The sequence below is a fragment of the Aeromicrobium sp. 50.2.37 genome, assembly GCF_024655735.1.
Classification (GTDB): Bacteria; Actinomycetota; Actinomycetes; order Propionibacteriales; family Nocardioidaceae; genus Aeromicrobium.
In genome coordinates this window covers 44,669-68,790 of record NZ_JANLGG010000018.1, presented here as the reverse complement: position 1 = coordinate 68,790, position 24,122 = coordinate 44,669, and the positions used below count along the sequence as shown (strand labels likewise).

The following is a 24,122-nucleotide window of genomic DNA, read 5'->3' as shown; positions in this document are numbered from 1 at the left end:
GGGCGGTCGCGTCGGTCCCGCGACGTCGGGCAGGATCGCGGCATGTCCCGTGCGCCGGTCGCCCTCTGGTGGTTCCTGCTGCTGGTCGTTGCGGGGGTCGCGATCGTGCCGGTCGGCTCGGTCGAGCATCGTGCCAAGTCGTCGGCCGAGGAGCTCGCCGAGGCCCGTGCGTGGGAGGGGACGACGCAGCTGGTCGAGGGCCGCTTCGTGCGCATGGGTCGCGTGCAGGAGGTGCTCCCGCGCTCCTACAGCGCCCGCTCCACCTACGAGGTCGAGGTGACCGGGGCGTCCTTGCCCGTCGAGGTCGACGTGCCTGCCCGCAGCGACAGCGGTCCGCCGCAGGAGTCCGAGCAGCCCGACCGGCTCGACCTGCGCATCGCGTGCGACGACCGGGGTCGGGTCGAGGCCGTCGAGTGGGGGGAGTCCCTCGCCCCGCTCGACGTCGAGGTCTCGGAGCGGGCCGACGCGGCCTCGGCTGCCGGTGACCGGGCGACGCTGACGCGGTGGGCTGTCGGCCTGGCGCTCGGTGTGCTGCTCCTCGGCTGCGTGCTGGCCACCGTGGTCGCCGCACGCGAGACCGGTGGTCCCGGTCGACGCTTCGCCGGCACCCGCGCCGCCGCCGACGCCGCGCCGGACCGGCTGGAGCGCGCGGCGCGCTCGCCGGAGCTGCCGCTCGGCATGCTCCTGCTCACGCTGTTCGCCCTCGTCGTCCCCCTCGGCTGGCCCGACCGGGGCACGGCCGTGCTCTCCGGCTTCGTGGCGCTCGCTGCCGTCTCGCTGCTCGTGCGGGAGCAGGAGGCGGTCGCGCGGCTCGCGGCGTCGGCCGCACCCGTGTCCGCGGCGCGTCGTCGTGTGGCGCTGGTGTGGCGCGCCTCGGCCGGGCTCGGCGTGCTGGTCGGCCTGCTCCTGCTGTTCCTCGGCTGGTTCGCCCTCGGCCTCGCCCCCGACGAGGCGGAGGGCGGCGAGATGCTGCGCCGGGGGGTGGCGGTGCTCGTCCTGTCCGGGAGCACGGTCGCGGCGGCGTTCCGCCACCGGGCGGACAGCGTCCCGACGCGGTAGGCGGGCGGCGTCGGACGGCGGCGACGCCGTGCGCCGGATCGCCCTCGCGTGGCGACGGTCTCGCAGTGTGGACGACCCGCCCGCACTCACCTCGACTCTCCCTCACTCACCTGCGAAGGTCCGCCATGGTGAGTGGGGGAGAACCATGGTGAGCTCGCGATTCCCATCAGGTGATGGGAATTGCCGAGCCGGCCCGAGCAGCCCATGGACCCGAACCCTGCCGCCCTGTGCCCGCGGCGGGGGTGGCGCTCGTTACGCCCAGGGTGAACAGCGGAACACCCGGCCCCGGGTTCCAGTTGTGTGACGTACGTGGACGTCCCGCAGTGCGTTGGGGCACCCGCACCTAGACTGACAAGAACACACCCGATCAAGGGGGCCCCATGTTCGAGAGGTTCACCGACCGCGCCCGTCGCGTCGTCGTGCTCGCCCAAGAAGAGGCGCGCATGCTCAGCCACAACTACATCGGCACCGAGCACATCCTCCTCGGCCTCATCCACGAGGGTGAAGGCGTCGCCGCCAAGGCCCTGGAGAGCCTCGACATCTCGCTCGAGGCCGTCCGCGGACAGGTCGAGGACATCATCGGCCAGGGCCAGCAGGCGCCCAGCGGGCACATCCCGTTCACGCCGCGCGCCAAGAAGGTCCTCGAGCTCAGCCTGCGCGAGGCACTGCAGCTCGGCCACAACTACATCGGCACCGAGCACATCCTGCTCGGCCTGATCCGCGAGGGCGAGGGCGTCGCCGCCCAGGTCCTCGTCAAGCTCGGCGCCGACCTCAACCGCGTCCGCCAGCAGGTCATCCAGCTGGTCTCCGGCTTCCAGGGCAAGGAGGCCGAGACCTCCGGCGCCCCCGCCGAGGCCGCGCCCAGCACGTCGGCCGTGCTCGACCAGTTCGGTCGCAACCTCACGCAGGCCGCCCGCGAGGGCAAGCTCGACCCCGTGATCGGTCGCGAGAACCAGATCGAGCGCGTCATGCAGGTCCTGAGCCGCCGCACCAAGAACAACCCGGTGCTCATCGGCGAGCCCGGCGTCGGCAAGACGACGGTCGTCGAGGGTCTCGCCCAGGACATCGTCAAGGGCGACGTCCCGGAGACGCTCAAGGACAAGCAGATCTACACGCTCGACCTCGGTGCGCTCGTGGCCGGCTCGCGCTACCGCGGCGACTTCGAGGAGCGCCTCAAGAAGGTGCTCAAGGAGATCCGCACCCGCGGCGACATCATCCTGTTCATCGACGAGATCCACACCCTCGTCGGTGCGGGTGCCGCCGAGGGCGCGATCGACGCCGCCAGCATCCTCAAGCCGATGCTGGCCCGTGGTGAGCTGCAGACCATCGGCGCGACGACGCTCGACGAGTTCCGCAAGCACTTCGAGAAGGACGCGGCGCTCGAGCGGCGCTTCCAGCCGATCCAGGTGCCGGAGCCGTCGATCGCCCACACGATCGACATGCTCAAGGGCCTGCGCGACCGGTACGAGGCGCACCACCGCGTCACCATCACCGACGACGCGCTCGTCGCGGCCGCCACGCTGGCGGACCGCTACGTGTCCGACCGGTTCCTGCCCGACAAGGCCATCGACCTCATCGACGAGGCCGGCTCGCGGTTGCGCATCCGCCGCATGACGGCTCCGCCGGACCTCAAGGAGTTCGACGAGAAGATCGCCGACGTCCGCCGCCGCAAGGAGGGCGCCATCGACGCGCAGGACTTCGAGGCCGCGGCCTCCCTGCGCGACGAGGAGAAGAAGCTCATCCTGGCCAAGGCCGAGCGTGAGAAGGCCTGGAAGGCCGGCGACATGGACGTCGTGGCCGTCGTCGACGAGGAGCTCGTCGCCGAGGTCCTCGCACTCGCCACGGGCATCCCGATCGTCAAGCTGACCGAGGAGGAGTCCGGCCGCCTGCTCAACATGGAGGCCGAGCTGCACAAGCGGGTCATCGGCCAGGACCAGGCGATCAAGGCGCTCAGCCGCGCCATCCGCCGCACGCGTGCGGGTCTCAAGGACCCGCGTCGGCCCGGCGGGTCGTTCATCTTCGCCGGGCCCTCGGGCGTCGGCAAGACGTGGCTGTCCAAGGCGCTCGCCAACTTCCTGTTCGGCGACGACGACGCGCTCATCCAGCTCGACATGAGCGAGTACAGCGAGAAGCACACCGTGGCACGGCTGTTCGGTGCGCCTCCCGGCTACGTCGGCTACGAGGAGGGCGGTCAGCTCACCGAGAAGGTGCGTCGCAAGCCCTTCAGCGTGGTGCTGTTCGACGAGGTCGAGAAGGCCCACCCGGACATCTTCAACTCGCTGCTGCAGATCCTGGAGGAAGGTCGCCTGACCGACTCCCAGGGCCGTGTGGTCGACTTCAAGAACACCGTGATCATCATGACCACGAACCTCGGTTCGCGGGACATCGGCAAGGGTGTCTCGCTCGGCTTCGCCGACGCGAGCAACCCGATCGGGTCCTACGACCGGATGAAGGCCAAGGTCTCCGAGGAGCTCAAGCAGCACTTCCGGCCCGAGTTCCTCAACCGTGTCGACGAGATCGTGGTGTTCCCGCCGCTCACCCAGGACGAGATCATCCAGATGGTCGACATGATGGTCCGCAACCTCGAGGACCGTCTGCGCGACAAGGACATGGGCATCGAGCTCACGACCGCGGCGAAGGACCTGCTCGCACGACGCGGGTTCGACCCGGTGCTCGGTGCGCGGCCCCTGCGTCGCACCATCCAGCGCGAGATCGAGGACACGCTGGCCGAGAAGATGCTCTTCGGTGAGCTTCGAGCCGGCGAGATCGTCCTGGTCGACGTCGAGGGGGAGGGTGCCGAGGCCGTGTTCACGTTCGTGGGCACGCCCAAGGCCGACCTCGAGCTGACCGAGGGCCACGACCCGCTCGCGGTCGAGGCAGGCAGCTCCGAGTAGCAGCACGCAGCAGTCACGACGACGGCGTCCGATCCCTCCGGGATTGGACGCCGTCGTCGTGCTGGGCGAGGATGCGGGGATGACCTCGAAGGCCAAGAAGCTCCTCATCGTCGCCGCCGCCCTCGTGGTGGCCGGCGTCCTCGCCTTCGCGCTGCAGCCGGGCGAGCCCGAGGCCGTGTGCGTCCAGGAGGGCACGCCCTCGTCCGGCTTCGTCGACGAGGACCAGGGCGGCTGCCCGATCTCGATCGAGAGCTACGAGGAGATCGCCGACTACCGCTCGGCGCCGAAGCCCTTCCGGATCGCCGGGCTGCTCCTTCTCGTCGCGGGCGTGGGCGCGGGCGTGGCCGCGCTCGTCATCGGTCGCCGTGGCGGCGCGAGCTCGCCGAACGCTCCCTGAGCCGCCCCTGAGTCACGCCGCAGCGGCACTGAGGCGCACGCTCACAGGCTGAACGTGCCGTCGGGGTGCACCTGGGCGAGGCCCTCGTCCAGCAGGGCGTCCAGGCAGCGCTCGCGCTGCGCCACGTCGTCCCACGCGGCGGCGAGGCGCCCCTGGTCCACCGGTTCCGTGGCGTCGCGCAGGACCGCCAGGAGGCGGCCACGGCACTGCCGGTCGGTGCCGGCCCAGGCCTGTCCGCGGCGGGGCGGGCCGTCGTGGTCGGGTCGGCCCAGCGCGAGCCAGCGGCAGCGGTCCGCCACCGGGCACACGTCGCACCGTGGTGCCCGGGCGGTGCACACGAGCGCGCCGAGCTCCATGGTCGCCGCGGCCCAGCGGTGGGCGTCCTCCTGGGGGAGCAGCGCCGCCGCCAGGCGGCGCTCGGACGCCGTGATCGAGGTCGAGGGGTACGCCTGCCCGAGGACCACGCGCGCCAGCACACGACGCACGTTGGTGTCCATGACCGCGTGCCGCTGCCCGAAGGCGAACGACGCGACGGCCGCGGCGGTGTACTCGCCGACCCCCGGCAGGGCCAGGAGGGCGGCGTGGTCCTCGGGCACCCGGCCTCCGTGCTCGGTCGTGATCGCGACGGCCGCGGCGTGCAGGCGCTGCGCCCGACGCGGATAGCCGAGTCGTCCCCAGGCCCGGACCGCCTCGCCCGAAGGCTCCGCGGCGAGCGACGCGGGCGTGGGCCAGCGCGTCATCCAGGTCTCGAAGACCGGCAGCACCCTCGACACGGGGGTCTGCTGGAGCATGAGCTCGGAGACCAGCACGGCCCACGGGTCGGGCAGCTCGTCGGGCCCCCCGGCGGGGGTGCCGGGCCGTGAGCGGCGGACGGGTCCCCGCCAGGGCAGCTCGCGGGCGTTCGCGTCGAACCAGTCGACCACCGCGGCGTGCAGCCCGGGCAGGTCCTCGACCGGTGTGCTGGCAGAAGAGGTCATGGCGCGTCGATCCTCGCACGGGGTGCCGCGCGAACTAGGGTCGGAGGGTGAGCTCGCGACCGGTCCGACGCCCCGTCCCGCGGGCGATCTACTGGCGTCGTCGCTTCATGCTGCTGGCCCTGGTCATCGCGCTGGTGTGGGTCGGCGTGACCCTCTGGCCGGGCGGCGCCGACGACGACCCGCCGGCCGCTGCGCCTGCTCCCTCGGCGTCCCCGGCCGCCGGCGGCACGCCCACGCCCGAGCCCGCACCCACCCAGGCCGCTCAGTCGGACGTCCAGGTGGCGCTCTCCACGGCGAGCACCCCGTGTGACCCGGAGGCGGTGCGGATCACGCCCACCGTCCCCGCCGACCAGCGGGCCAAGAAGGCGGTGCGCGTGGAGCTCCTCGTGTCCACCACCGAGGCGAAGGGCTGCACGCTCGACCCGGCCGACGCCGACCTCGTGGCCGTCATCAGCAGCGGCGACACGGCGGTGTGGGACTCGGCGGTCTGCCGGTCGGCGCTGCTCGAGGATCCGGTCGCGTTGAGTCCCGGGTGGACGACGTCGGTGGCCACCAGCTGGTCCGCTCGCGGGTCCGGTCCCGCCTGCTCGGCCAAGGAGGGCTGGGCCTCGCCCGGCACGTACACGCTCCGCATCGGCACCCTCGGCGGCGAGCCCGGCTCAGCGAGGTTCCGGCTCGGGCAGGCAGCCGCCAAGCCGAAGCCGTCGGCCACCCCCAGCAGCTCTGCGAGTGCCACCCCGAAGCCGAGCGGCTCGCCCTCGCCCAAGACCACCACCCCCACCCCGGCGCCCGACGAGGAGTGAGGCCGGCGGCCTCCGTCGTCGTCGTGCACGGCGCGCGCCGGTAGCGCGCCCGTCGCTGACGGGTGGGAGGTAGGTGCGTGACCTCTCGGACGCTCGATGAGGTGCCCCACCTACCTCCGACGGCGTGCTTCGGTGCCTCACCTACCTCTGACGAGGGGAACACGTCAGACGTAGCGCTCGAGGATGCTCGACTCGGCGAGGCGGGAGAGGCCGTCGCGCACGCCGCGGGCGCGCAGGTCGCCGACGCCCTCGACGGTCTGGAGGTCGTCGATGCTGGCGGCCAGCAGCTTCTGCAGGGTGCCGAAGTGGTCGATCAGCCGGTCCACGACGGTGTGCGGCAGACGAGGGACGCGGGCGAGAAGCCGGTAGCCGCGGGGTGCGAGGGGGTGGTCGAGCGAGTCGCCGGCGCCGATGCGCAGGGCGGTGGCCACGCTCGTGAGGTCGACCAGCTCGGAGGAGTCGATCTGCGCGAGGTCGTTCAGGACGGTCGAGACGGCGCGTCCGCGACGGCCGGACGGCATGTAGTCGCGGATGACCAGCTCGCGCTCGGCGTCGACCCCGCTGATCAGCTCCTCGAGCTGGAGCGCCAGGAGGCGACCGTCGGTGCCGAGCTCGAGCACGTACTGGTCGATCTCCGTCGCGATGCGGCTGACCATCTCGAGGCGCTGGGCCACGGCGGCGACGTCGCGCACCGTCACGAGATCCTCGATCTCGAGGGCGGAGAGGGCGTCGGAGACCTCGTCGAGACGGCTGCGGTACCGCTCGAGCGTGGCGATGGCCTGGTTGGCGCGGCCGATGATCGCGCCCGCGTCCTCGAGCACGTGACGGGTGCCCTCGAGGTAGAGGGCGATGATGTGCATCGAGGCCGAGACGGAGATGATCGGCAGCCCGGTCTGGCGCGCGACCCGGTCGGCGGTGCGGTGGCGGGTGCCGGACTCGTCGGTGGGGATCGACGGGTCGGGCATGAGGTGCACGGCGGCACGCAGGATCCGTTGGGCGTCGGAGTCGAGGATGATCGCGCCGTCCATCTTGGCCAGCTCGCGCAGGCCGGTGGCGGTGAAGGGCACGTCGAGGGCGAAGCCGCCGGTGCTCACGGACTCGACGACCTTGTCCTGGCCCAGCACGATGAGCGCGCCGGTGCGGCCGCGCAGGATGCGCTCCAGCCCCTCGCGCAGGGCGGTGCCGGGCGCGATCGCTGCCAGGACGGTGCGCAGGTCGGGTCGGGTGGCCACGGGAGCAGTCTAGGGCTGCGGGTGGCTGTCGCGACCACGCGCGCTCGGCAGGGCCAGCACCGCCTGGACGACGTCGGGCACCTGGGTGACGCGCAGCGAGCGCGGGACGTCGTCGAGACCCTCCGAGCGTGCGGGCACGATGGCCGAGGTGAAGCCGAGGCGGGCGGCCTCCCGCAGACGTTCGGCGGTGTGCCGCACGGGTCGCACCTCGCCGGCCAGGCCCACCTCGCCCAGCACCACCAGTCCCCGCGGCGCCACGCGGTCGGCCTGGGCCGACGCGGCCGCCACGAGCACCGCGAGGTCGACCGACGGCTCCACCAGGCGCGCGCCGCCGACCGACGCCGTGTAGACGTCGTGGCGGGACAGGTTGACGCCGCAGTGCCGGGTGAGCACGGCCAGGATCATGGCCACGCGGGAGGAGTCGAGCCCGCTGGACGTGCGCCGGGGCGACGGGGCGTTCGTCTCGACCGCCAGCGCCTGCACCTCCGCCAGGAGCGGGCGGCGACCCTCCATCGTCACCGTGACGCACGTGCCGGGCACCGGCTGCTCGTGCCGGCTGACGAACAGGCCCGTGGGGTCGGGGACCTCGACGAGCCCGGAGTCGGCCAGGTCGAAGCAGCCGATCTCGTCGACCGGGCCGAAGCGGTTCTTGACCGCTCGCAGCAGTCGCAGCCGTGAGGCGCGGTCGCCCTCGAACTGGAGCACGACGTCGACCAGGTGCTCGAGCACCCGTGGGCCGGCGACCGAGCCGTCCTTCGTGACGTGCCCGACGAGCAGGGTGGCGATGCCCTGCGCCTTGGCTCGCTGGATGACCGCCGAGGCGACCTCGCGCACCTGCGTGACACCGCCGGGCACACCGTCGACGTCGGCCGAGCCGATGGTCTGCACGGAGTCGACCACGAGCAGGCTCGGACGTACCTGCTCGACGTGGGTGAGCAGGGCCCCCAGGTCGGTCTCGGCGGCGAGGTACAGCTCGTCGTGGACGGCGCCGGTGCGCTCGGCGCGCAGCCGTACCTGGCCGGCCGACTCCTCGCCCGAGACGTAGAGGGTGCGGCGGCCCTGCTGGGCCCACCGGGCAGCCAGCTCGAGCAGCAACGTGGACTTGCCGACGCCGGGCTCGCCGGCCAGCAGCAGCACGCCGCCGGGCGTGACACCGCCCCCGAGCACGCGGTCGAGCTCGCCGATGCCCGAGGAGATCGACCGAGCCGACTCCACCTCGACCTGGGTGATCGGCCGGGCGGGGGTGACGGTGGCGGCCGGGGCCGTGCGACCGGCCCGGGCGGCGGGGGAGGCGACGTCGACCGTGCCCCACGCCTGGCACTCGCCGCAGCGGCCCACCCACTTGCTGGTGGTCCACCCGCACTCCGCGCAGGCGTAGACGGGCTTGGCGGCCTTGGTCGCCTTGGCAGTGGGCATGCTGCCCACCCTAGGCGCGGGTGCCGACACCACGTCGGCCGCACGCACAGCCCGCCGCACCCGTGACGTCCCGCCAGGACCGTCCTCCTCGGTGAGAGGTAGGAGGGCCGCGGAATCCACCGGCTGCCGGTAGGGCAGCCGCGGATACGACGTGCGTCTCCGCGGGCCACCTACCTGTGGCAGCGGCGCAGCGCGGGCCACCTACCTCTGACGGCCTGGTCGGAGCGTGGCCCGCCTGGGCGGCGCCGGGAGGGCCGGCGGACGGCTCAGATGCGGACGTCGCCCTGCGGCGTGGAGAACGAGACGCTCATGATGCCGGGCAGCCCGTGGGGTGCCACCCACTCGACGGCGATCTCCTCGAGGGCGGTCACGGCGGGCTCGCCCAGCCAGTCCGAGAGCCGCTGCGGGGACCCGGCCATCTCGACGGCCGTGAGGGCGATGTCGGACGGGGCCATCTGCGACGGGTGCTCCTCGGGCGGGACGTCCCAGCAGGTGACGTACGGCAGCTGAGGGTCGGCCTTCATGCCGCTGGTCCCGATCTGGCGCCACTCGAGGTTGAAGCCGTCGGGGCGACGTCGGTTGCCCGGCACGGCGTGCCGGCCGATGCGGTGCTCGACCTCGCCCATGTCGTCGACCGACACGCACCAGGCCATCCAGCCGCCCCCGGCCTCGGTGCGCTGGCGCACGACCTGGCCGAACGCCGCCTTGTCGGCGGCCGGGTGGTCGAGGACCTCCACGACCTCGACGTACTGACGGTTGCGCAGGGGAAGCACCATGTTGCGGGTGCCGAAGCGGGGGTGGGCCCCGCCGTCGAGGAACGTGGCCCCGAGGGCCTCGGAGAGCTCGGCCACGGTGGCGTCGAGGCCAGCGGGTCCGGCGGCGTACGAGAGGTGGTCGAGGTGCATGGGCCATTCTTGCCAGACGGCCCAGGTGTCCGGACGACCGGGGTCGACCAGCGTGAGGTGCGCGGTGCTCATCGGACCGCTCTCGCGGCGGATCTCACGGCGTCGCTCCCACCGTCGCGGGGTGGGGGTTCGGGCCGCCCGCGTCGAGGTGGGCCTCGCACTGGCGGGCCAGCTCGGCGTAGCCCGACTCGCCCATGAGGGCCACCAGCTCGTCGCGGTTGGTCAGGTAGAGCGGCTCCGGCGCCACGTGCGCCTCGGTGTTGGACGAGCAGTACCAGTCGAGGTCGTGGCCGCCGGGGCCCCAGCCGGCCCGGACGTACTCGCCGATCTGGACCTCCGAGTAGGAGGTGCCGTCGCCCCGCTCGACGTCGCGGAACTGGCGGCGCAGCGGCAGCTGCCAGCACACGTCGGGCTTCAGCGTCAGCGGCGGCACGCCCTCGGCGAGCGCGAGCCCGTGGAGCGCGCAGCCGTAGCCACCCTCGAAGCCGCGCGGGTTGTGGAACACGCAGGCGCCCTCGACGGCGCGGGTCTTGGGCTCGTCGTCCTCGTCGGTCTCGGTCCACGGCCCGTCCAGCGGGTGCGGGCCGTCGGGATGGCGGTACCAGCGCTCCGGTGTCAGTCGCTCGACCGCCGTGGCCACGCGGGCCTGGTCCTCGTCGTCGGCGAAGTGCGCCCCGAGGGTGCAGCACCCGGCGTCCGGGCTCGAGGCGTAGATGCCGGGGCACGCTCCACCGCTCGCCGCCCCGGGCCCGGCACCCCCGCCGGCACCGAAGATGCACGTCCACCGCGACGTGAGCCACGTGAGGTCGCACCGGAACACCTCGTCGGCGTCGTCCGGGTTCGCGAACTCGACCCACGTCCGCGGGAATCCCAGGTCGACCTCCGGCATGCGTCCACTCTACGGAGACCGACGCGGCGCCCCGGCCGTGGGCATCCGTGGGAGGATGGCGGCATGCGCATGGGCGTCCTCGACATCGGGTCGAACACCGGGCACCTGCTCATCGTCGACGCCTACCGCGGCGGCCCCCCGCTCCCGGCGCACTCCTTCAAGGAGCCGCTGCGCCTGGCGGAGCAGCTCGGAGACGACAACCGGGTCACCGGCGAGGGACTTGCCCGCCTCGTGAAGTACGTGGGCGAGGCGCAGTCCGAGGCGCTCGAGCGCGGCTGCTCCAGCGTGGTCGCCTTCGCCACCTCCGCGGTGCGCGACGCCGACAACGCCGACGAGGTCCTCGCCGCGGTCCGGGAGTCCACGGGTGTCGACCTCAAGGTGCTCCCGGGCGAGGACGAGGCACGACTCACCTTCCTCGCGGTCCGCCGCTGGTTCGGCTGGTCCGCCGGCCGTCTCGGCGTCTTCGACATCGGCGGCGGGTCGCTCGAGATCGCCGTGGGGGCCGACGAGGAGCCCGAGGTCGCCCGCTCGGTGCCGCTCGGCGCCGGACGGCTCACCCGCGACTGGCTCTCGTCGGACCCGGGCCGCGAGCGCGGCCACGTCGAGCTGCGCCTGCACGCGCGCTCGGTGATGGCCGACGTGGCCGGGCCGCTGCTGCGCGGCGGTGGCTTCGACCGTGCGGTCGCCACCAGCAAGACCTTCCGGTCCCTCGCCCGCATGTGCGGTGCCGCGCCGTCGAGCGAGGGTCGGTACGTGCGGCGCGTGCTGCGTCGTGCCGACCTGCGCCCGCTCATCTCCGAGATCGTCCACCTGAGCGACGAGGAGGTCGCCGCCCTGCCCGGCGTCTCCCACGACCGGGCCCACCAGATGGTGGCCGGAGCGGTCGTGGCCGAGGCCGCCATGGACCTCTTCGACGTCGACGAGCTCGAGATCTGTCCCTGGGCGCTGCGCGAGGGGGTGCTCCTCGAGCACCTCGCGCACCTGTAGGCCCGGTCCCGCGACCATGGTCCGCTGATCTAGGCTGCCCCTGCCATGTCGACCCGGAAGTCCGCCGAGCGCCGTTCCGACCCGCAGCTGCGGGTCTCGCTGTCGACGTCGTCGGTCTACCCCGGCAGCACGGCCAGCGGGTTCGAGGCCGCGGCGCGTCTGGGGTACGACGGGGTCGAGGTCATGGTCGGCATCGATGACGTGAGCACCGACGCGGTGGCCTGCAGCGCGCTCTCGGAGTTCCACGGCGTCCCCATCGTGTCGATCCACGCCCCGACGCTGCTGCTGACGCAGCGCGTCTGGGGCACCGACCCCTGGGGCAAGCTGCACCGCAGTGCCGAGATGGCCCACGCCACCGGCGCGTCGGTCGTGGTGGTGCACCCACCGTTCCGCTGGCAGCGGGACTACGCCAAGGGCTTCGTCGAGGGCATCGCCGACCTCGAGGCCGAGCACGGTGTCGTGTTCGCCGTGGAGAACATGTACCCGTGGCGCACGGGCAAGCGGGAGTTCCACGCCTACCTGCCCGACTGGAACCCCGTCGACGAGGAGTACGCCCACGTCACGCTCGACCTCTCGCACAGCGCGACCGCCGGGGACGACCCGGTCGCGATGGCGCGCACGCTGGGCAGCCGCCTGGCCCACGTGCACCTGGCCGACGGGGCCGGCTCGCCGAAGGACGAGCACATGGTGCCCGGGCGCGGGACCCAGCCGTGCGCCGAGTTCCTCGAGCTCGTCGCCGACTCCGACTTCGACGGCGAGATCGTGGTCGAGATCAACACCCGCAAGGCCTCCGACACGGCCGAGCGCGAGGCCGACCTGCTGGAGGCCCTGGCCTTCGCCCGGCTGCACGCCGCTCGTCGTCCCTGACGGGTCACGCGCCGGACCCCGGGAACAGCGCCCCCGACGAGCGGACGGCGTGCCAGGATGCGGCCATGATCTCCCTCGACCAGCTGCTCGCGTTCGGCCTCGCCGCGCTCGTGCTCATCGCCATCCCGGGGCCCAGCGTGGTGTTCGTGATCGGGCGCGCCCTCGCCTACGGCCGCGCCGTCGCCCTGGCGACCGTCGTCGGGAACTCCGCCGGGCTCCTCGTGATCGTGGGTCTGGTGACGCTCGGCCTGTCGGCGATCCTGGAGCGTTCGGTGCTCGCCTTCACCGTGGTCAAGCTGGCCGGTGCGGCCTACCTGGTGTGGCTGGGGGTGCAGGCGGTGCGGCACCGCAGGGACCTCTCCCTGGCCGACGTCGACGGCACAGCGGCGCCGCGACTCCTGCCGCTGCGGGTGGCCGCCCGACAGGGCTTCGTCGTGGGGATCACCAACCCGAAGGCGTTCATGATCTTCGCGGCCGTGCTGCCCCAGTTCGTCGACCGTGGAGCCGGCCACGTGCCCGCGCAGATGCTGCTGCTCGGCCTCGTCGCCTTCACGATCGGTCTGCTGAGCGACGGTCTCTGGGCCGTCGTGGCCAGCGGCCTGCGGTCCTGGTTCGCGCGGTCGCCGCGGCGCGGCGAGGCCGTCGGTGCCCTCGGCGGCGTGTCGATGATCGGGCTCGGCGTGGCCCTCGCCGCCACCGGGCACCGGAGGTAGGCCCCGGTCCAGTGCGCTGCAGGGCGGCCTAGGCCACCGACCGCCCCAGTCGGCTGGACACGACGGAGCCGACCACCAGCTGCAGCTGGTGGTAGATCATGAGCGGCAGCACGACGAACGCGACGACGTCGCTGGGGAACAGCACCGTCGCCATCGGCAGGCCGCTCGCGAGGCTCTTGTTGCTGCCGCAGAACAGCAGGGCCACCCGGTCGCCGCGGTCGAACCCGACGAGCCGTCCCCAGGCCACGCACCAGCCGAGGGCGGCACCCAGCAGCGCCGCGCAGAGCAGCGCCACGGCGACGACGTCCAGGACGGGAGCCGCCGACCAGATGCCCGCCTCGGCTCCCTCGCTGAAGGCGACGTAGACGATCAGCAGGATGGTGGACCGGTCGAAGCGCTTGAGCCCGGTGTCGTGGCGCGTCACCCAGCCGCCGACGACGGGCCGCAGGAGCTGGCCGAGCACGAACGGGGCGAGCAGCTGCAGCACGATCCGCAGCACGGAGTCGGCGTCGACCCGGGCCTCGCCACCCAGCAGCAGGGCGACGAGCACCGGGGTCAGGACCACGCCCAGCAGGTTCGACGTCGAGGCGCTCACCACGGCCGCGGCCACGTTGCCGCGGGCGATGCGGGTGTAGACCACGCAGCCCTGCACCGTCGACGGGACCAGCGTGGCGAGCAGGAGGCCGGCGGCGAGCTGTGGGGACAACCACGCGTCGGTCAGCAGTCGCGCGCCCAGGCCCAGGACGGGCAGGACCACGAACGTGACCGAGAGGATGCTGAGCTGGAGCCGCCAGTGCCGGAGGTTGTGCAGGGTCTCGGCCGCCGAGAGCCGCGCGCCGTAGAGGAAGAACAGCAGTCCGATGCCCACCATGGAGGCGATCCGCACGACGTCGAACGCGGGCCCGGACGCCGGGACCACGGAGCCGGCGACGGCCGCGGTGAACAGCAGCAGGAGGAACGGGTCGACACGGCGCACGGCCACGACGCTACGCCCGCCTACGCTGGCGTCATGACTGGTACCTCGAGCGACGGCATCGACCCCGCACGCATCGCGATCCTCGGTGGGGGCGTCATGGGCGAGACGCTGCTGACCGCCCTGATCGCGTCGGGCCGACGCCCCGTCGACCTCGTCGTCAGCGAGAAGATGCCCGACCGTGCCGAGGAGCTGCGGCAGCGGCACGGCGTCGAGGTCACCGACGTCGCCTCGGCCGTGCAGCGGGCCGGCGTGGTGCTCGTCGTGGTGAAGCCGCAGGACGTGCCCTCCGTCGTGGCCGAGATCGCCCCTCTCGTCGACCCCGCGGCCACCGTCGTGTCGCTGGCCGCCGGGGTCCGCATCGCCACCTACGAGAGCGCGCTGGCCGACGGCGTGGCCGTCGTGCGGGCCATGCCCAACACCCCGGCGCTGGTGGGGGAGGGCATGTTCGGCGTCTCTCCGGGCGCCGCGTGCGACGACACGCGCCTGGCCGAGGCCGTCGCGCTGCTCGAGACCGGCGGTCGGGTCGTCGTGGTGCCGGAGGACCAGCAGGACGGCGTCACGGCGGTCTCCGGCTCCGGACCTGCCTACGTCTTCTACCTGGCCGAGGCCATGATCGACGGTGGTGTCGCGGCCGGCCTCGACCGCGTCACCGCGCGGGCCCTCGCGGAGCAGACCATCCGAGGGGCCGCGGCCCTGCTCGCCGACACCGACGACGAGCCCGCCGAGCTGCGTCGCCGGGTCACGTCGCCCCACGGGACCACCCACGCCGCCATCAGCACGTTCGACGACCACGGCGTCGATGCGGCCCTGCGCGCGGGGGTCGAAGCGGCGGCACGCCGTTCGGCCGAGCTGTCCGCGTCGTAGGCTGCCAGCATGCCGGACACCGAACGGACCGGGTCGAGCGACGAGACCGCCGGACCCTGCCTCGTCTTCGACGAACGCCTCACCGGGTACAACTTCGGTGCCGCGCACCCCATGGCGCCGGTGCGCGTCGACCTGACGATGGTCCTGGCCGGCGAGCTCGGTGTGCTCGACCACCTCGAGGTCGTGGGCGCCGAGCCCGCCACCGACGAGGAGCTGTGCACCGTCCACACGCCGGCCTACGTCGAGCGCGTGCGCAAGCTGTCGCAGCACCCCACCCACGCCGATCCGAGCGTCGGCCTCGGCACGGAGGACAACCCGGTCTTCAGCGGCATGCACGACGCGAGCGCGCTCATCGCCGGGGCCACGCTCGAGGCCGCGCGTCGGGTCTGGACGGGACGCAACACCCACGCCGCCAACGTCTCCGGCGGTCTGCACCACGCGATGCCCGGCTCGGCGAGCGGCTTCTGCATCTACAACGACCTCGGCGTCGCCATCGCGTGGCTGCTGGCGCAGGGTGCGCAGAAGGTCGTCTACCTCGACGTCGACGCCCACCACGGCGACGGCGTCCAGGCCATGTTCTACGACGACCCGCGCGTGCTCACCATCTCGATCCACGAGGGTCCGCAGTCGCTCTTCCCGGGCACGGGCTGGTCCACCGAGACCGGTGGTCCGGGCGCGGAGGGCTCGGCGGTCAACATCCCGCTCCCGCCCGGCACGTCCGACGCGGGGTGGCTGCGTGCCTTCCACGCGATCGTGCCCGACGTGATCCGCGAGTTCGGGCCCGAGATCATCGTCTCCCAGCACGGGTGCGACTCCCACATGGACGATCCGCTGACCAACCTGATGCTTAGCGTCGACGGCCAGCGCGCGTCGTACCTGGCCGTGCGTGACCTCGCCCGCGAGGTCTGCGGCGGACGGTGGGTGGCGACCGGTGGTGGTGGCTACGCGGTCACCGAGGTCGTGCCCAGGGCGTGGACCCACCTCCTCGCGATCCTGGCCGACCACGACGTGGACCCCGAGACCGCGACGACGCAGGGCTGGCGCGACCACGTGGAGCGGCTCCGGGGCGTGCGGGCACCGCAGCGCATGACCGACGGGCGCTCCGCGTCGTACCGGGCCTGGGAGCTGGGCTACGACCCCGCCAGCTGGCTCGACCGCAGCATCCTGGCGGCCCGGACCGACACCTTCCCGCTGCTCGGTCTCGACCCGCACCTGTGACCCGCGCGGGCCCGTCTCGCCCGACCACTTTCGTCACCCCTATCCCAAAGGTCCCACGAGGCACTACGCTTCGCAGCACGCACTCGTGACGCGTCGCCGGAGGGGAAGCCGGGGAGGCGCGGGTGCCCCGAAAGCAAAGGTGAGGACATGACCGCAGGAACGACCTTCCTGACCGTCGCGGAGGTCGCGGCACAGATGCGCGTCTCCAAGATGACCGTGTACCGACTCGTCCACGACGGACAGCTGGAGGCGATCCGCGTCGGCCGCAGCTTCCGCGTGCCGGAGAAGGCGGTCGAGGACTACCTCAAGAAGTCCTACTACGAGGCCGGCTGAGCCGTCCCGTCCGTCGTCGCGTAGTCTTGGCGTCCGCCAGTTCCGCAACAAGCAGAGGTCATATTCGTGGGTTCAGTCATCAAGAAGCGTCGCAAGCGGATGTCGAAGAAGAAGCACCGCAAGATGCTCAAGCGAACCCGCGTCCAGCGCCGCAAGCTCGGCAAGTAGGGACCCATGGGGCGGGTCGTCCTCGTCACGGGGGTCTCGGGCACCCTCGCCTCGCGCGTCTCGCGCCATCTCGCCGATCTCGGTGAGTCCGCCGGGATCGACCGCGTGGTGGGCATCGACCTGCGCCCCCCGGAGGGTGACCTCGGCGGCGTCAAGTTCGTCCGCGCCGACATCCGTACCCCTGTCGTCGCGAAGGTGATCGCGGTCGAGGACGTCGACACCGTCGTCCACCTCGACCTCGCCCCGGCGCGGGGCCGCTCCGGCTCCGGCGTCAAGGAGCGCAACGTCATCGGCACGATGCAGCTGCTGGCGGCCTGTCAGCGTTCCGCCACCGTCTCCAAGCTCGTGGTCGGGTCCTCGGTCGCGGTCTACGGCTCGTCGCCGCGCGACCCCGCCCTGTTCATGGAGTCCGACTCCGCTCGTGGCGGGGTGCGGACCGGGTTCCCCAAGGACGTCGTCGAGGTGGAGTCGTACGTGCGCGGCTTCGCGCGGCGTCGGCCCGAGATCCTCATCACGACGGTGCGAGCCGCGCAGACGCTGCACCCGGAGATCGAGTCCCCGCTGCGCAGCTACTTCCTCAATCCTCTGCTGCCGGCCGTGATCGGCTTCGACCCCCGGCTGCAGTTCCTCTCGCTGCAGGACACGCTCTCGATCATCGAGCAGTCGGTGGTGAAGGACCGCCCCGGCACGTTCAACGCGGCAGGTCCGGGCGTGCTGCTGCTGTCGCAGGCCGCGCGGCGCATGGGCAAGCCCGTGGTGCCGCTGCCCGGCATCGGCTTCGGTGCAGCCGCGGCACGGATCGTGCGCGGCATGGGGGGCGAGATCTCTCCCGACCTGCACCGCCTCCTGACGTACGGGCGCGCGGTCGACACCAGCGCCCTGCGCGACATCTTCGGCTACGAGCTCTCGGCCACGACCGAGCAGGTCTTCGAGGAGTTCCGACTCGCGCAGCGACCCGGTGTCCTGGCGCTCCTGGGAGGTGGACGATGACCGACGAGCGTCGCACGATCGGCACCAAGGGCGCCGCCGGACGCGGGTCCCGCGGAGGCTCGCCCTCCTCGGGTGCACGCTCCCTCGTCGCCAAGACCCCGGCGTCGGGCAAGCCCGTCCGCAAGGCCGCGGCACCGGCCGAGCCCGCGGAGCCCGCCGAGACCCCGGCCGCCGCGACGAAGGCCGCCGACACCAAGGCCGCGAAGAAGGCCGTGAGTGCCGGCGCAGCCACGACCACGAAGACGACGCCGGGCGCCACGAAGCCCGCCACCGGCCCCGCGGCGGCGAAGAAGGCAGCCTCGTCCAAGCGTGCGACGGGTGCCTCGGCCAAGCGGCCCGCCTCGTCGCGGTCCACCGCCGGCGGTTCCCGGCTCCGGGCGGTCACCGAGGAGGACGCCGCGGCCGCTGCCGCCGCTGCGGCCGAGGAGGCGGCACGCGAGACGCGCACGGCATCGGGCAGGGCCACCCTGCCCGGCCTGCCGGTCGAGGACATCGTCCTGGCCGTCGCGCAGGCCGCCCAGCGGGTCCTGGGCTCCGACTGGGAGCACCGGCTCGCCCTCACCTTCGCGGCCCTGCGCAAGCGGCTGACGGGGGACTTCGAGGTCGACGAGTTCGGCTTCGACCCCCAGCTCACCGAGATCCTCATCGCCGCGGTCGAGCCGCTCGCCGAGACGTGGTTCCGGCTCGAGGTGCGCGGTGCCGAGAACATCCCCACCGACGGTGGGGCGCTGCTCGTGGCCAACCACTCGGGCACGGTGCCGCTCGACGGTGTCATGACCGGCTACGCGGTCAAGAAGTACAGCGGCCGCGACCTGCGTCCGCTGGGCGCCGACCTCGTCTTCGCCCTGCCGTTCGTGGGCCAGATGGCCCGCCGTGCCGGTGCGACCCTGGCCTGCACCCAGGACGCCGAGCGTCTGCTCGGCACCGGCGAGATCGCCGGCGTGTGGCCCGAGGGGTTCAAGGGCATCGGCAAGCCCTTCGCCGAGCGGTACAAGCTGCAGCGCTTCGGTCGCGGCGGCTTCGTGTCGTCCGCGTTGCGCGCCCAGGTGCCCATCGTGCCGGTCTCGATCGTGGGTGCCGAGGAGATCTATCCCCTCGTCGGCAACGTGCCCTCGCTGGCTCGTCTGCTGGGCCTGCCCTACCTGCCGGTCACCCCGTTCTTCCCGCTGCTCGGCCCGCTCGGCATGATCCCGCTGCCGAGCAAGTGGATCATCGAGTTCGGCGAGCCCATCCGCACCGACGCCTACGAGCCCGACGCCGCGGACGACCCGATGCTGCTGTTCAACGTCACCGACCAGGTGCGCGAGACCATCCAGCAGACGCTGTACCGGCTGCTCGTCGATCGCGGCAACGCGTTCTTCTGACCCGGAGCGGTCCGGCACGACCCCCGGGTGGGACCGTCAGGCCGTGCGGCGGCTACTTCTTGGTGCCGAGCAGGCCGTCGAGCAGGCCGGGGACCAGTCCCTCGGTCTCCTCGTTGCCGAGCAGGCCGCCGACGAGCGGATCGGTGACCGCGCGCAGGCCCTGGGGCGTCGCCGACGGTGAGGGGGAGACCGGTGCCGGAGCCGCCGGTGGAGCGCTCGAGGCCCCGCCGGACGAGGGCTTCTTCGTGACCGCCGCCGGGGCGGTGTCGTCGCGTGTGCTGGCGGCCGGCTCCGCGTCGGAGGCCGACGCGGGACGGCCCGGTCGGACGACCTGCTGGACCACCTGGACCAGGGCGTCGACGTCGGCCTTGGCGCACGTGCCGCACAGCCGACCGGCCTGACCGGCCAGGTCGGTGACGACGGCCGTCGCCGAGTCGAACGCGGCCGCCGCGTCGGCGGGCACCTCGGCCGACATGACGCTCAGGTCGACCGCGGAGGCTGCGGCGAAGTCGTTGACGGTGTCGATCGTCGCGGTGGAGCCGTCGGAGCCGAAGGCGCCGAAGAGCTCGGACGAGCCCTGCTCGGCCTGGGTGCTGAAGTCGTCGAGCAGCGAGCTCACCTGCGCCCGCTGCTTGGTCGAGCCGTCGCCCAGCACGGCGCGGGCCTCGCGGAGTCGCTCGGCGGCGATCTCGAGTCGTTGCGTGCCGCGGCCCTCGTCCGTGCGCTGCATGGCCAGCTCGACGTTCTCGACGCCGCGCTTGACCGGGTAGAGGACGTCGCCCGGGATCGCCTGGGCGCTGCCCGCGACCATGCCGACCACGCCGAGCGAGGACACGGCGGCCACGGCCAGGCCGGCGAGCCGGCGGCGGGCGCGGGGACGCGTCGGCGCCACGGTGGCCGGTGTGCGGTTGGCCACGGCACGGCGCGAGGCGCCCGGGTCGGGCACCAGTGCGGTCTGTGCCTCGACCAGGAGCCGCTCGCGCAGCGCGGCGCGGAACTCCGGTCGTGGCGTCGCGACGGCGGACTCGCACACCCGCTCGGCAGCGCGCACCAGCTCGGCCACCTCGGCGGTGGCGGGGGTGCCGGACTCCCAGGCCTCGTGGAAGGCCTGGGCGTCGTCGCGGCCCGAGCGGGGTCTCATCGCGTCGTCCTGTCTGTGGTGGCGTCTACAGCTCCAACGATGAGGAAGACGCTGGAGTTACGCGTTCGTGACGCGGTTCGCACCAACGCGTCCGTCAGTGGTGGGGTGGCCGGGGTGCGCGTCGGCCCGACCCGCACGGCGCGGCTCATCGGATGCCCTCCGGCATCTTCTTGGCGAGGTTGCGCACGGCTCGCAGCTGAAGCTGCTTGATGGCGCCCTCGGTCCGGCCCAGGGCGGCAGCGGTCTGGGCGATGCTCAGGCCCTGGATGAAGCGCATCAGCACGCACTCGCGCTGCTCGGTGGGCAGCTCGGCCACGGCGGCGAAGAGCATCTCGTTCGACAGGAGCGACATGACGTCGTCCTCGGTGCTGGGGGCGGTCCGGGGTCCCTCGGGCACGTCGTCGGAGACGATCTCGAGCCGAGCCCGGCCGGACTTGAAGTGGTCGACGACGAGGTTGCGGGCGATCGTGGTGAGCCAGGCGCCGAAGTCCTTGCCCTGCCAGCTGAAGCGTTGGATGGCGCGGAGGCCGCGCACGAAGGTCTCGCTCGTCAGGTCCTCGGCCAGCTGCTGGGATCCGACCCGGTAGTAGATGAACCGGAAGATCCCGTTCACGTAGTGGTCGTAGAGCTGCCCGAACGCCTCGGCGTCGCCCTCGCGGGCGAGGTCGACCAGGGCGCGCAGGCGCAGCTCCTCGGGGTCGCCGTGCGGGTCGACCGGGCCGTTGGAGAACGCGGAGCCGAGCGAGGGGCCGGGGGAGGGTGCAGGCTCGGCCAGCGCCATGGCGAGGAGGCCGTCGTCAGGGGTCGCCAGGGCGTGGGACAGTGCCCATCGCAGTGCTCCCACGTTCGCGGCCATCGATCCCTCCCGAAGATCGACACGATCGTATGCCGCTGGGTCGGCGCGTGTCTGCAGAAATCAGGGATCGGTCTCGCTCTCCGGGCGGGTCAGCGGCGCCGGACGGCGCGCACCGCGCGCCAGGCCGCGAAGGCGAGCGCCCCGCTGCCGGCCACCCGCCCGCCGGCGAGGGCGACCTTGCGTCCGGTGCGGTAGTCGCGGACGTCCCAGCCCTGGTCCTTGGCGTGCGAGCGCAGCTTCGGGTCCGGGTTGATCGCGCAGGGGTGCCCGACGAGCGAGAGCATCGGCAGGTCGTTGTGGGAGTCGGAGTAGGCGTAGCACCGCGCGAGGTCGAGGCCCTCGCGCTCGGCGATCGCCGTGACGGCGACGGCCTTGCCCTCGCCGTGCAGCAGCTCGCCGACCAGCTCTCCGGTGTAGACGCCGTCGACGTGCTCGGCCACGGTGCCGAGTGCGCCGGTGAGGCCGAGACGACGGGCGATGACGGCCGCGATCTCGATCGGCGCGGCGGTCACGAGCCAGACCCGCTGGCCGGCGTCGAGGTGCTGCTGCGCGAGCGCGCGCGTGCCGGGCCAGATCTTGTGCGCCATGTGCTCGTCGAAGATCTGCTCGCCGACCTCCTCCAGCTCGCGGACGCTGTGCCCGGCGATGAAGGCCAGGGCGGAGGAACGGGCCTTCGCGATGTGCTCGGGGTCCTCGACGCCGGCGAGACGGAAGTACACCTGCTGCCAGGCGGCCTTGGCGATGTCGCCGGTGGTGAAGAAGTCGCGCTGGTGCAGCCCACGGGCGAAGTGGTAGATCGAGGCGCCCTGCATGATCGTGTTGTCGACGTCGAAGAACGCCGCGGCGTCGGCGTCCGGACGCGGCGCCAGCCAGTGCTCGACCTCGCTCGCGGCGGCGGCGGCCTGACCGGCCAGGACGGAGCGGGACCGCAGGTTCGGCCCGGTCCGGGGGACCCGCTGGCTCGTCATGCGACGAGGCTATCGGTCGGGTGGTCCTTCGCCCAGGCTCCTTGGTCGCTCGAACCCTCCGCGAGGGCCGGGCGCGCTGTGGTTGACTCGCATCGTGACCTCCTCGAACGAGTCGGACGTCCCTGGGCTCACGAACGTCCCGGCTCCCACCAGCGTCCCGGCCCCCACCAACGTCTCGGGGCTGCTGAGCGCCGCGGCGGAGCGCACGCCGGACGCCGTCGCCCTGGTCGAGCACCGTGGCGGGCGCCACGAGCGCACGTGGGCCGAGCTCGACGCGGCGGCCGACGCCGTGGCCCGCGGCCTGAGCGGGGTGGGGCTGCGCGGCGGCCATCGCGTCGCCCTCGTCATGGCCAACCGGATCGACCTGGCGGTCGCCTACTTCGGCATCCTGCGCGGCGGCATGGTGGCCGTCCCGGTCAACCCCCGCTCGACCGAGCGCGAGATCGGCCGCATGCTGGCGGACTCCGGCGCCAAGGTCGTCCTGTGCGACGAGACGGGCATCGAGCAGGTCCGCGCCGCCGTTGCCGGGCTCGACCACGAGGGTCCCGGCCTCACGGTCGTCGTCGACGGGACCGAGCCCGGACCGGGCGAGATCGCCTTCGAGCGCCTGCTGCGCGACGCGCCCGCCGTGGAGCCGGCCGCTCCCCGCGACGACGAGGCCCCGGCGGTCGTGCTCTACACGTCGGGCACCAGCGGCAAGCCCCGTGGCGCGGTCCTGTCGCACCGAGCCCTCCTGGCCAACGTCGAGCAGACCGCGGCCGTCGAGCCGGCCATCGTCACGGCCGACGACGTCGTGCTCGGTCTGCTGCCGATGTTCCACATCTACGGCCTCAACGCCGTCCTCGGCCAGGCCGTGCGGCAGGGCGCGCGCGTGGTGATGGTCGACGGGTTCGATCCGTCCGGCCTGCTCCGCACGATCCGCGACGAGGGGGTCACGAACGTGGCCCTCGCGCCCCCCGTGATCGCGGCCTGGGCCGGACGCTCCGACCTGCGCGAGCACCTGGGCGGGGTCAAGCACGTGCTGAGCGGTGCGTCGGCGCTCGACCCGGAGCTGGCCGCCGTCTTCGCCGAGTCCTCGGGGCACCACGTCGAGCAGGGGTACGGGCTCACGGAGACCGCCCCCGTCATCACCGCCACGCTGGCCTCGGGTCGCGACGCCGGCGTCCCGCCGCGTCCGGGGTCCGTCGGTCGTGCGCTGCCGGGTGTCGAGCTGCGCCTCGTCGACGCCGGTGGGTCCGACGCCGCTCCCGGTGACCCCGCGGAGATCTGGGTGCGCGGGGCCAACCTGTTCTCCGGCTACTGGCCCGACGGGTCCGACGGCCCGCGCGACGACGGCTGGTACCCGACCGGCGACATCGGCTACCTCGACGACGCGGGTGACCTCACGCTCGTCGACCGGGTGCGCGAGCTCGTGATCGTGTCCGGCTTCAACGTCTACCCCGCCGAGGTCGAGGCCGTGGTGGTCGAGCTCCCCGAGGTCTCCGAGGTGGCCGTGGTCGGGCTGCCCGACGAGAGCACCGGCGAGGCGGTCGTGGCGTTCGTCGTCCCCGCGTCCTCGGGCGTCGACGCCGCAGCGCTGGAGGCGAGCGTGGTCGAGCACTGCTCCACGCGGCTCGCCCGGTTCAAGCAGCCGCGCCAGGTCGTCGTGGTCGAGGGGCTGCCGCACTCGGCGACGGGCAAGGTCGCCAAGGGGCGGCTGCGGGCGCTGGCCCGCAGCCAGGACCTCGGGCTGCTCGCCCCGTGACCGGTCCCGCCGACACCGACGTCCCGCACGCCCTCGACGCGCGGGTCGTCGTCTACAGCCGCGAGGGCTGTCACCTGTGCGAGGCCGCCGAGGCCACGGTGGCCGAGGTGTGCGCCGACGTCGACGCGACGTGGGCCCGCGTCGACGTGGACGCCGACCCCGCCCTGGTCCGCAGGTTCTCCGACATGGTGCCGGTGACCTTCGTCGACGGCCGGCAGCACGACTTCTTCCGGGTCACCGAGGCGCGGCTGCGCACGGCCCTCGGCAGCTCCTGAGCGCCGCGACCCCTACCACGGCGCGTGTGAGGAATCCCACCCACCCCCGCTCTCGATTTTGTTCCCACGTTCACAAGCTCGTAAAC

Annotated in this window: 24 protein-coding genes; 15 read left to right on the top strand and 9 right to left on the bottom strand. The window is 73.0% G+C overall.

Translation table 11 applies throughout. The features are described 5' to 3' along the window. The first annotated feature begins 42 nt into the window (after positions 1–42). The 3 genes from NUV38_RS11220 (at position 43) to NUV38_RS11210 (ending at position 4,350) form a co-directional block, all read left to right on the top strand. The gene (locus tag NUV38_RS11220; RefSeq protein ID WP_257729201.1) at positions 43–1,059 is read left to right on the top strand and encodes a hypothetical protein; all 1,017 of its coding nucleotides are present in this window, start codon (positions 43–45) and stop codon (positions 1,057–1,059) included. 380 nt (positions 1,060–1,439) lie between these two features. After that, entirely contained in the window at positions 1,440–3,953 is a 2,514-nt protein-coding gene (locus NUV38_RS11215; protein ID WP_257729200.1) for an ATP-dependent Clp protease ATP-binding subunit, read from the top strand. 79 nt (positions 3,954–4,032) lie between these two features. Next, positions 4,033–4,350, top strand: a complete 318-nt coding sequence (locus tag NUV38_RS11210) for a hypothetical protein (protein ID WP_156364860.1) — start codon at positions 4,033–4,035, stop codon at positions 4,348–4,350. A 41-nt stretch (positions 4,351–4,391) separates the two neighbouring features. Here NUV38_RS11210 and NUV38_RS11205 read toward each other — a convergent pair whose 3' ends face one another. Then, positions 4,392–5,327 (bottom strand): A/G-specific adenine glycosylase, encoded by a 936-nt coding sequence (locus NUV38_RS11205; protein WP_374626894.1) that lies wholly within the window; start codon positions 5,325–5,327, stop codon positions 4,392–4,394. Positions 5,328–5,374: 47 nt separating this feature from the next. On the opposite strand from NUV38_RS11205, the gene NUV38_RS11200 reads away from it, so the two are divergent. After that, on the top strand, positions 5,375–6,130 hold the full coding sequence (locus tag NUV38_RS11200) for a hypothetical protein (RefSeq protein WP_257729199.1): 756 nt from the start codon (positions 5,375–5,377) through the stop codon (positions 6,128–6,130). 164 nt (positions 6,131–6,294) lie between these two features. Here the strand turns inward: NUV38_RS11200 and disA are convergent, their stop codons facing one another. The 4 genes from disA to NUV38_RS11180 form a co-directional block, all read right to left on the bottom strand. Then, positions 6,295–7,362 carry a DNA integrity scanning diadenylate cyclase DisA gene (gene disA / locus NUV38_RS11195; protein WP_257729198.1) on the bottom strand — a complete coding sequence of 356 codons (1,068 nt, stop codon included), beginning with the start codon at positions 7,360–7,362 and terminating at the stop codon, positions 6,295–6,297. A 9-nt stretch (positions 7,363–7,371) separates the two neighbouring features. Continuing rightward, entirely contained in the window at positions 7,372–8,778 is a 1,407-nt protein-coding gene (radA, locus tag NUV38_RS11190) for a DNA repair protein RadA (RefSeq protein WP_257729197.1), read from the bottom strand. A 266-nt stretch (positions 8,779–9,044) separates the two neighbouring features. Further along, complete coding sequence (locus NUV38_RS11185; protein ID WP_257729217.1) at positions 9,045–9,683, bottom strand: VOC family protein; 639 nt, start codon at positions 9,681–9,683, stop codon at positions 9,045–9,047. Positions 9,684–9,777: 94 nt separating this feature from the next. Next, positions 9,778–10,572 (bottom strand): hypothetical protein, encoded by a 795-nt coding sequence (locus NUV38_RS11180; RefSeq protein ID WP_257729196.1) that lies wholly within the window; start codon positions 10,570–10,572, stop codon positions 9,778–9,780. 63 nt (positions 10,573–10,635) lie between these two features. Between NUV38_RS11180 and NUV38_RS11175 the strand changes: the two genes are divergently transcribed. The 3 genes from NUV38_RS11175 to NUV38_RS11165 all read left to right on the top strand — a co-directional run bounded on the left by NUV38_RS11175 (position 10,636) and on the right by NUV38_RS11165 (position 13,139). Then, the gene (locus tag NUV38_RS11175; protein WP_257729195.1) at positions 10,636–11,559 is read left to right on the top strand and encodes a Ppx/GppA family phosphatase; all 924 of its coding nucleotides are present in this window, start codon (positions 10,636–10,638) and stop codon (positions 11,557–11,559) included. 45 nt (positions 11,560–11,604) lie between these two features. After that, positions 11,605–12,426: a sugar phosphate isomerase/epimerase gene (locus NUV38_RS11170; RefSeq protein ID WP_257729194.1), complete on the top strand. Its 822-nt coding sequence runs from the start codon at positions 11,605–11,607 to the stop codon at positions 12,424–12,426. A gap of 65 nt (positions 12,427–12,491) precedes the next feature. Next, complete coding sequence (locus tag NUV38_RS11165) at positions 12,492–13,139, top strand: LysE family translocator (RefSeq protein WP_257729193.1); 648 nt, start codon at positions 12,492–12,494, stop codon at positions 13,137–13,139. 28 nt (positions 13,140–13,167) lie between these two features. Here NUV38_RS11165 and NUV38_RS11160 read toward each other — a convergent pair whose 3' ends face one another. Further along, positions 13,168–14,115, bottom strand: a complete 948-nt coding sequence (locus NUV38_RS11160) for a bile acid:sodium symporter family protein (protein ID WP_257729192.1) — start codon at positions 14,113–14,115, stop codon at positions 13,168–13,170. Between the two features lie 33 nt (positions 14,116–14,148). Here NUV38_RS11160 and proC point away from each other — a divergent pair, with 33 nt between their 5' ends. From proC to NUV38_RS11130, 6 genes are all read left to right on the top strand, one after another. Next, on the top strand, positions 14,149–14,979 hold the full coding sequence (gene proC, locus NUV38_RS11155) for a pyrroline-5-carboxylate reductase (protein WP_257729191.1): 831 nt from the start codon (positions 14,149–14,151) through the stop codon (positions 14,977–14,979). A 9-nt stretch (positions 14,980–14,988) separates the two neighbouring features. After that, entirely contained in the window at positions 14,989–16,197 is a 1,209-nt protein-coding gene (locus NUV38_RS11150) for an acetoin utilization protein AcuC (protein WP_257729190.1), read from the top strand. 147 nt (positions 16,198–16,344) lie between these two features. Next, positions 16,345–16,530 (top strand): helix-turn-helix domain-containing protein, encoded by a 186-nt coding sequence (locus NUV38_RS11145; RefSeq protein ID WP_257729189.1) that lies wholly within the window; start codon positions 16,345–16,347, stop codon positions 16,528–16,530. A gap of 66 nt (positions 16,531–16,596) precedes the next feature. Beyond that, entirely contained in the window at positions 16,597–16,698 is a 102-nt protein-coding gene (locus tag NUV38_RS11140; protein ID WP_012359487.1) for a 30S ribosomal protein bS22, read from the top strand. A 6-nt stretch (positions 16,699–16,704) separates the two neighbouring features. After that, positions 16,705–17,688: an NAD-dependent epimerase/dehydratase family protein gene (locus tag NUV38_RS11135; RefSeq protein WP_257729188.1), complete on the top strand. Its 984-nt coding sequence runs from the start codon at positions 16,705–16,707 to the stop codon at positions 17,686–17,688. Next, positions 17,685–19,052: a lysophospholipid acyltransferase family protein gene (locus NUV38_RS11130; protein WP_308219687.1), complete on the top strand. Its 1,368-nt coding sequence runs from the start codon at positions 17,685–17,687 to the stop codon at positions 19,050–19,052. The genes NUV38_RS11135 and NUV38_RS11130 overlap by 4 nt, the downstream gene beginning before the upstream one ends. A gap of 52 nt (positions 19,053–19,104) precedes the next feature. Here NUV38_RS11130 and NUV38_RS11125 read toward each other — a convergent pair whose 3' ends face one another. From NUV38_RS11125 to NUV38_RS11115, 3 genes are all read right to left on the bottom strand, one after another. Then, a complete protein-coding gene (locus NUV38_RS11125; RefSeq protein ID WP_257729187.1) occupies positions 19,105–20,193 on the bottom strand; it encodes a DUF5667 domain-containing protein in 1,089 nt (362 codons plus the stop codon). Positions 20,194–20,338: 145 nt separating this feature from the next. Beyond that, complete coding sequence (locus tag NUV38_RS11120; RefSeq protein ID WP_257729186.1) at positions 20,339–21,049, bottom strand: sigma-70 family RNA polymerase sigma factor; 711 nt, start codon at positions 21,047–21,049, stop codon at positions 20,339–20,341. 89 nt (positions 21,050–21,138) lie between these two features. Next, a complete protein-coding gene (locus NUV38_RS11115; protein WP_257729185.1) occupies positions 21,139–22,017 on the bottom strand; it encodes an HAD family phosphatase in 879 nt (292 codons plus the stop codon). A 94-nt stretch (positions 22,018–22,111) separates the two neighbouring features. On the opposite strand from NUV38_RS11115, the gene NUV38_RS11110 reads away from it, so the two are divergent. Then, positions 22,112–23,761 carry a class I adenylate-forming enzyme family protein gene (locus NUV38_RS11110; protein ID WP_257729184.1) on the top strand — a complete coding sequence of 550 codons (1,650 nt, stop codon included), beginning with the start codon at positions 22,112–22,114 and terminating at the stop codon, positions 23,759–23,761. Next, complete coding sequence (locus tag NUV38_RS11105; protein WP_056556001.1) at positions 23,758–24,036, top strand: glutaredoxin family protein; 279 nt, start codon at positions 23,758–23,760, stop codon at positions 24,034–24,036. The genes NUV38_RS11110 and NUV38_RS11105 overlap by 4 nt, the downstream gene beginning before the upstream one ends. Positions 24,037–24,122 lie beyond the last annotated feature (86 nt).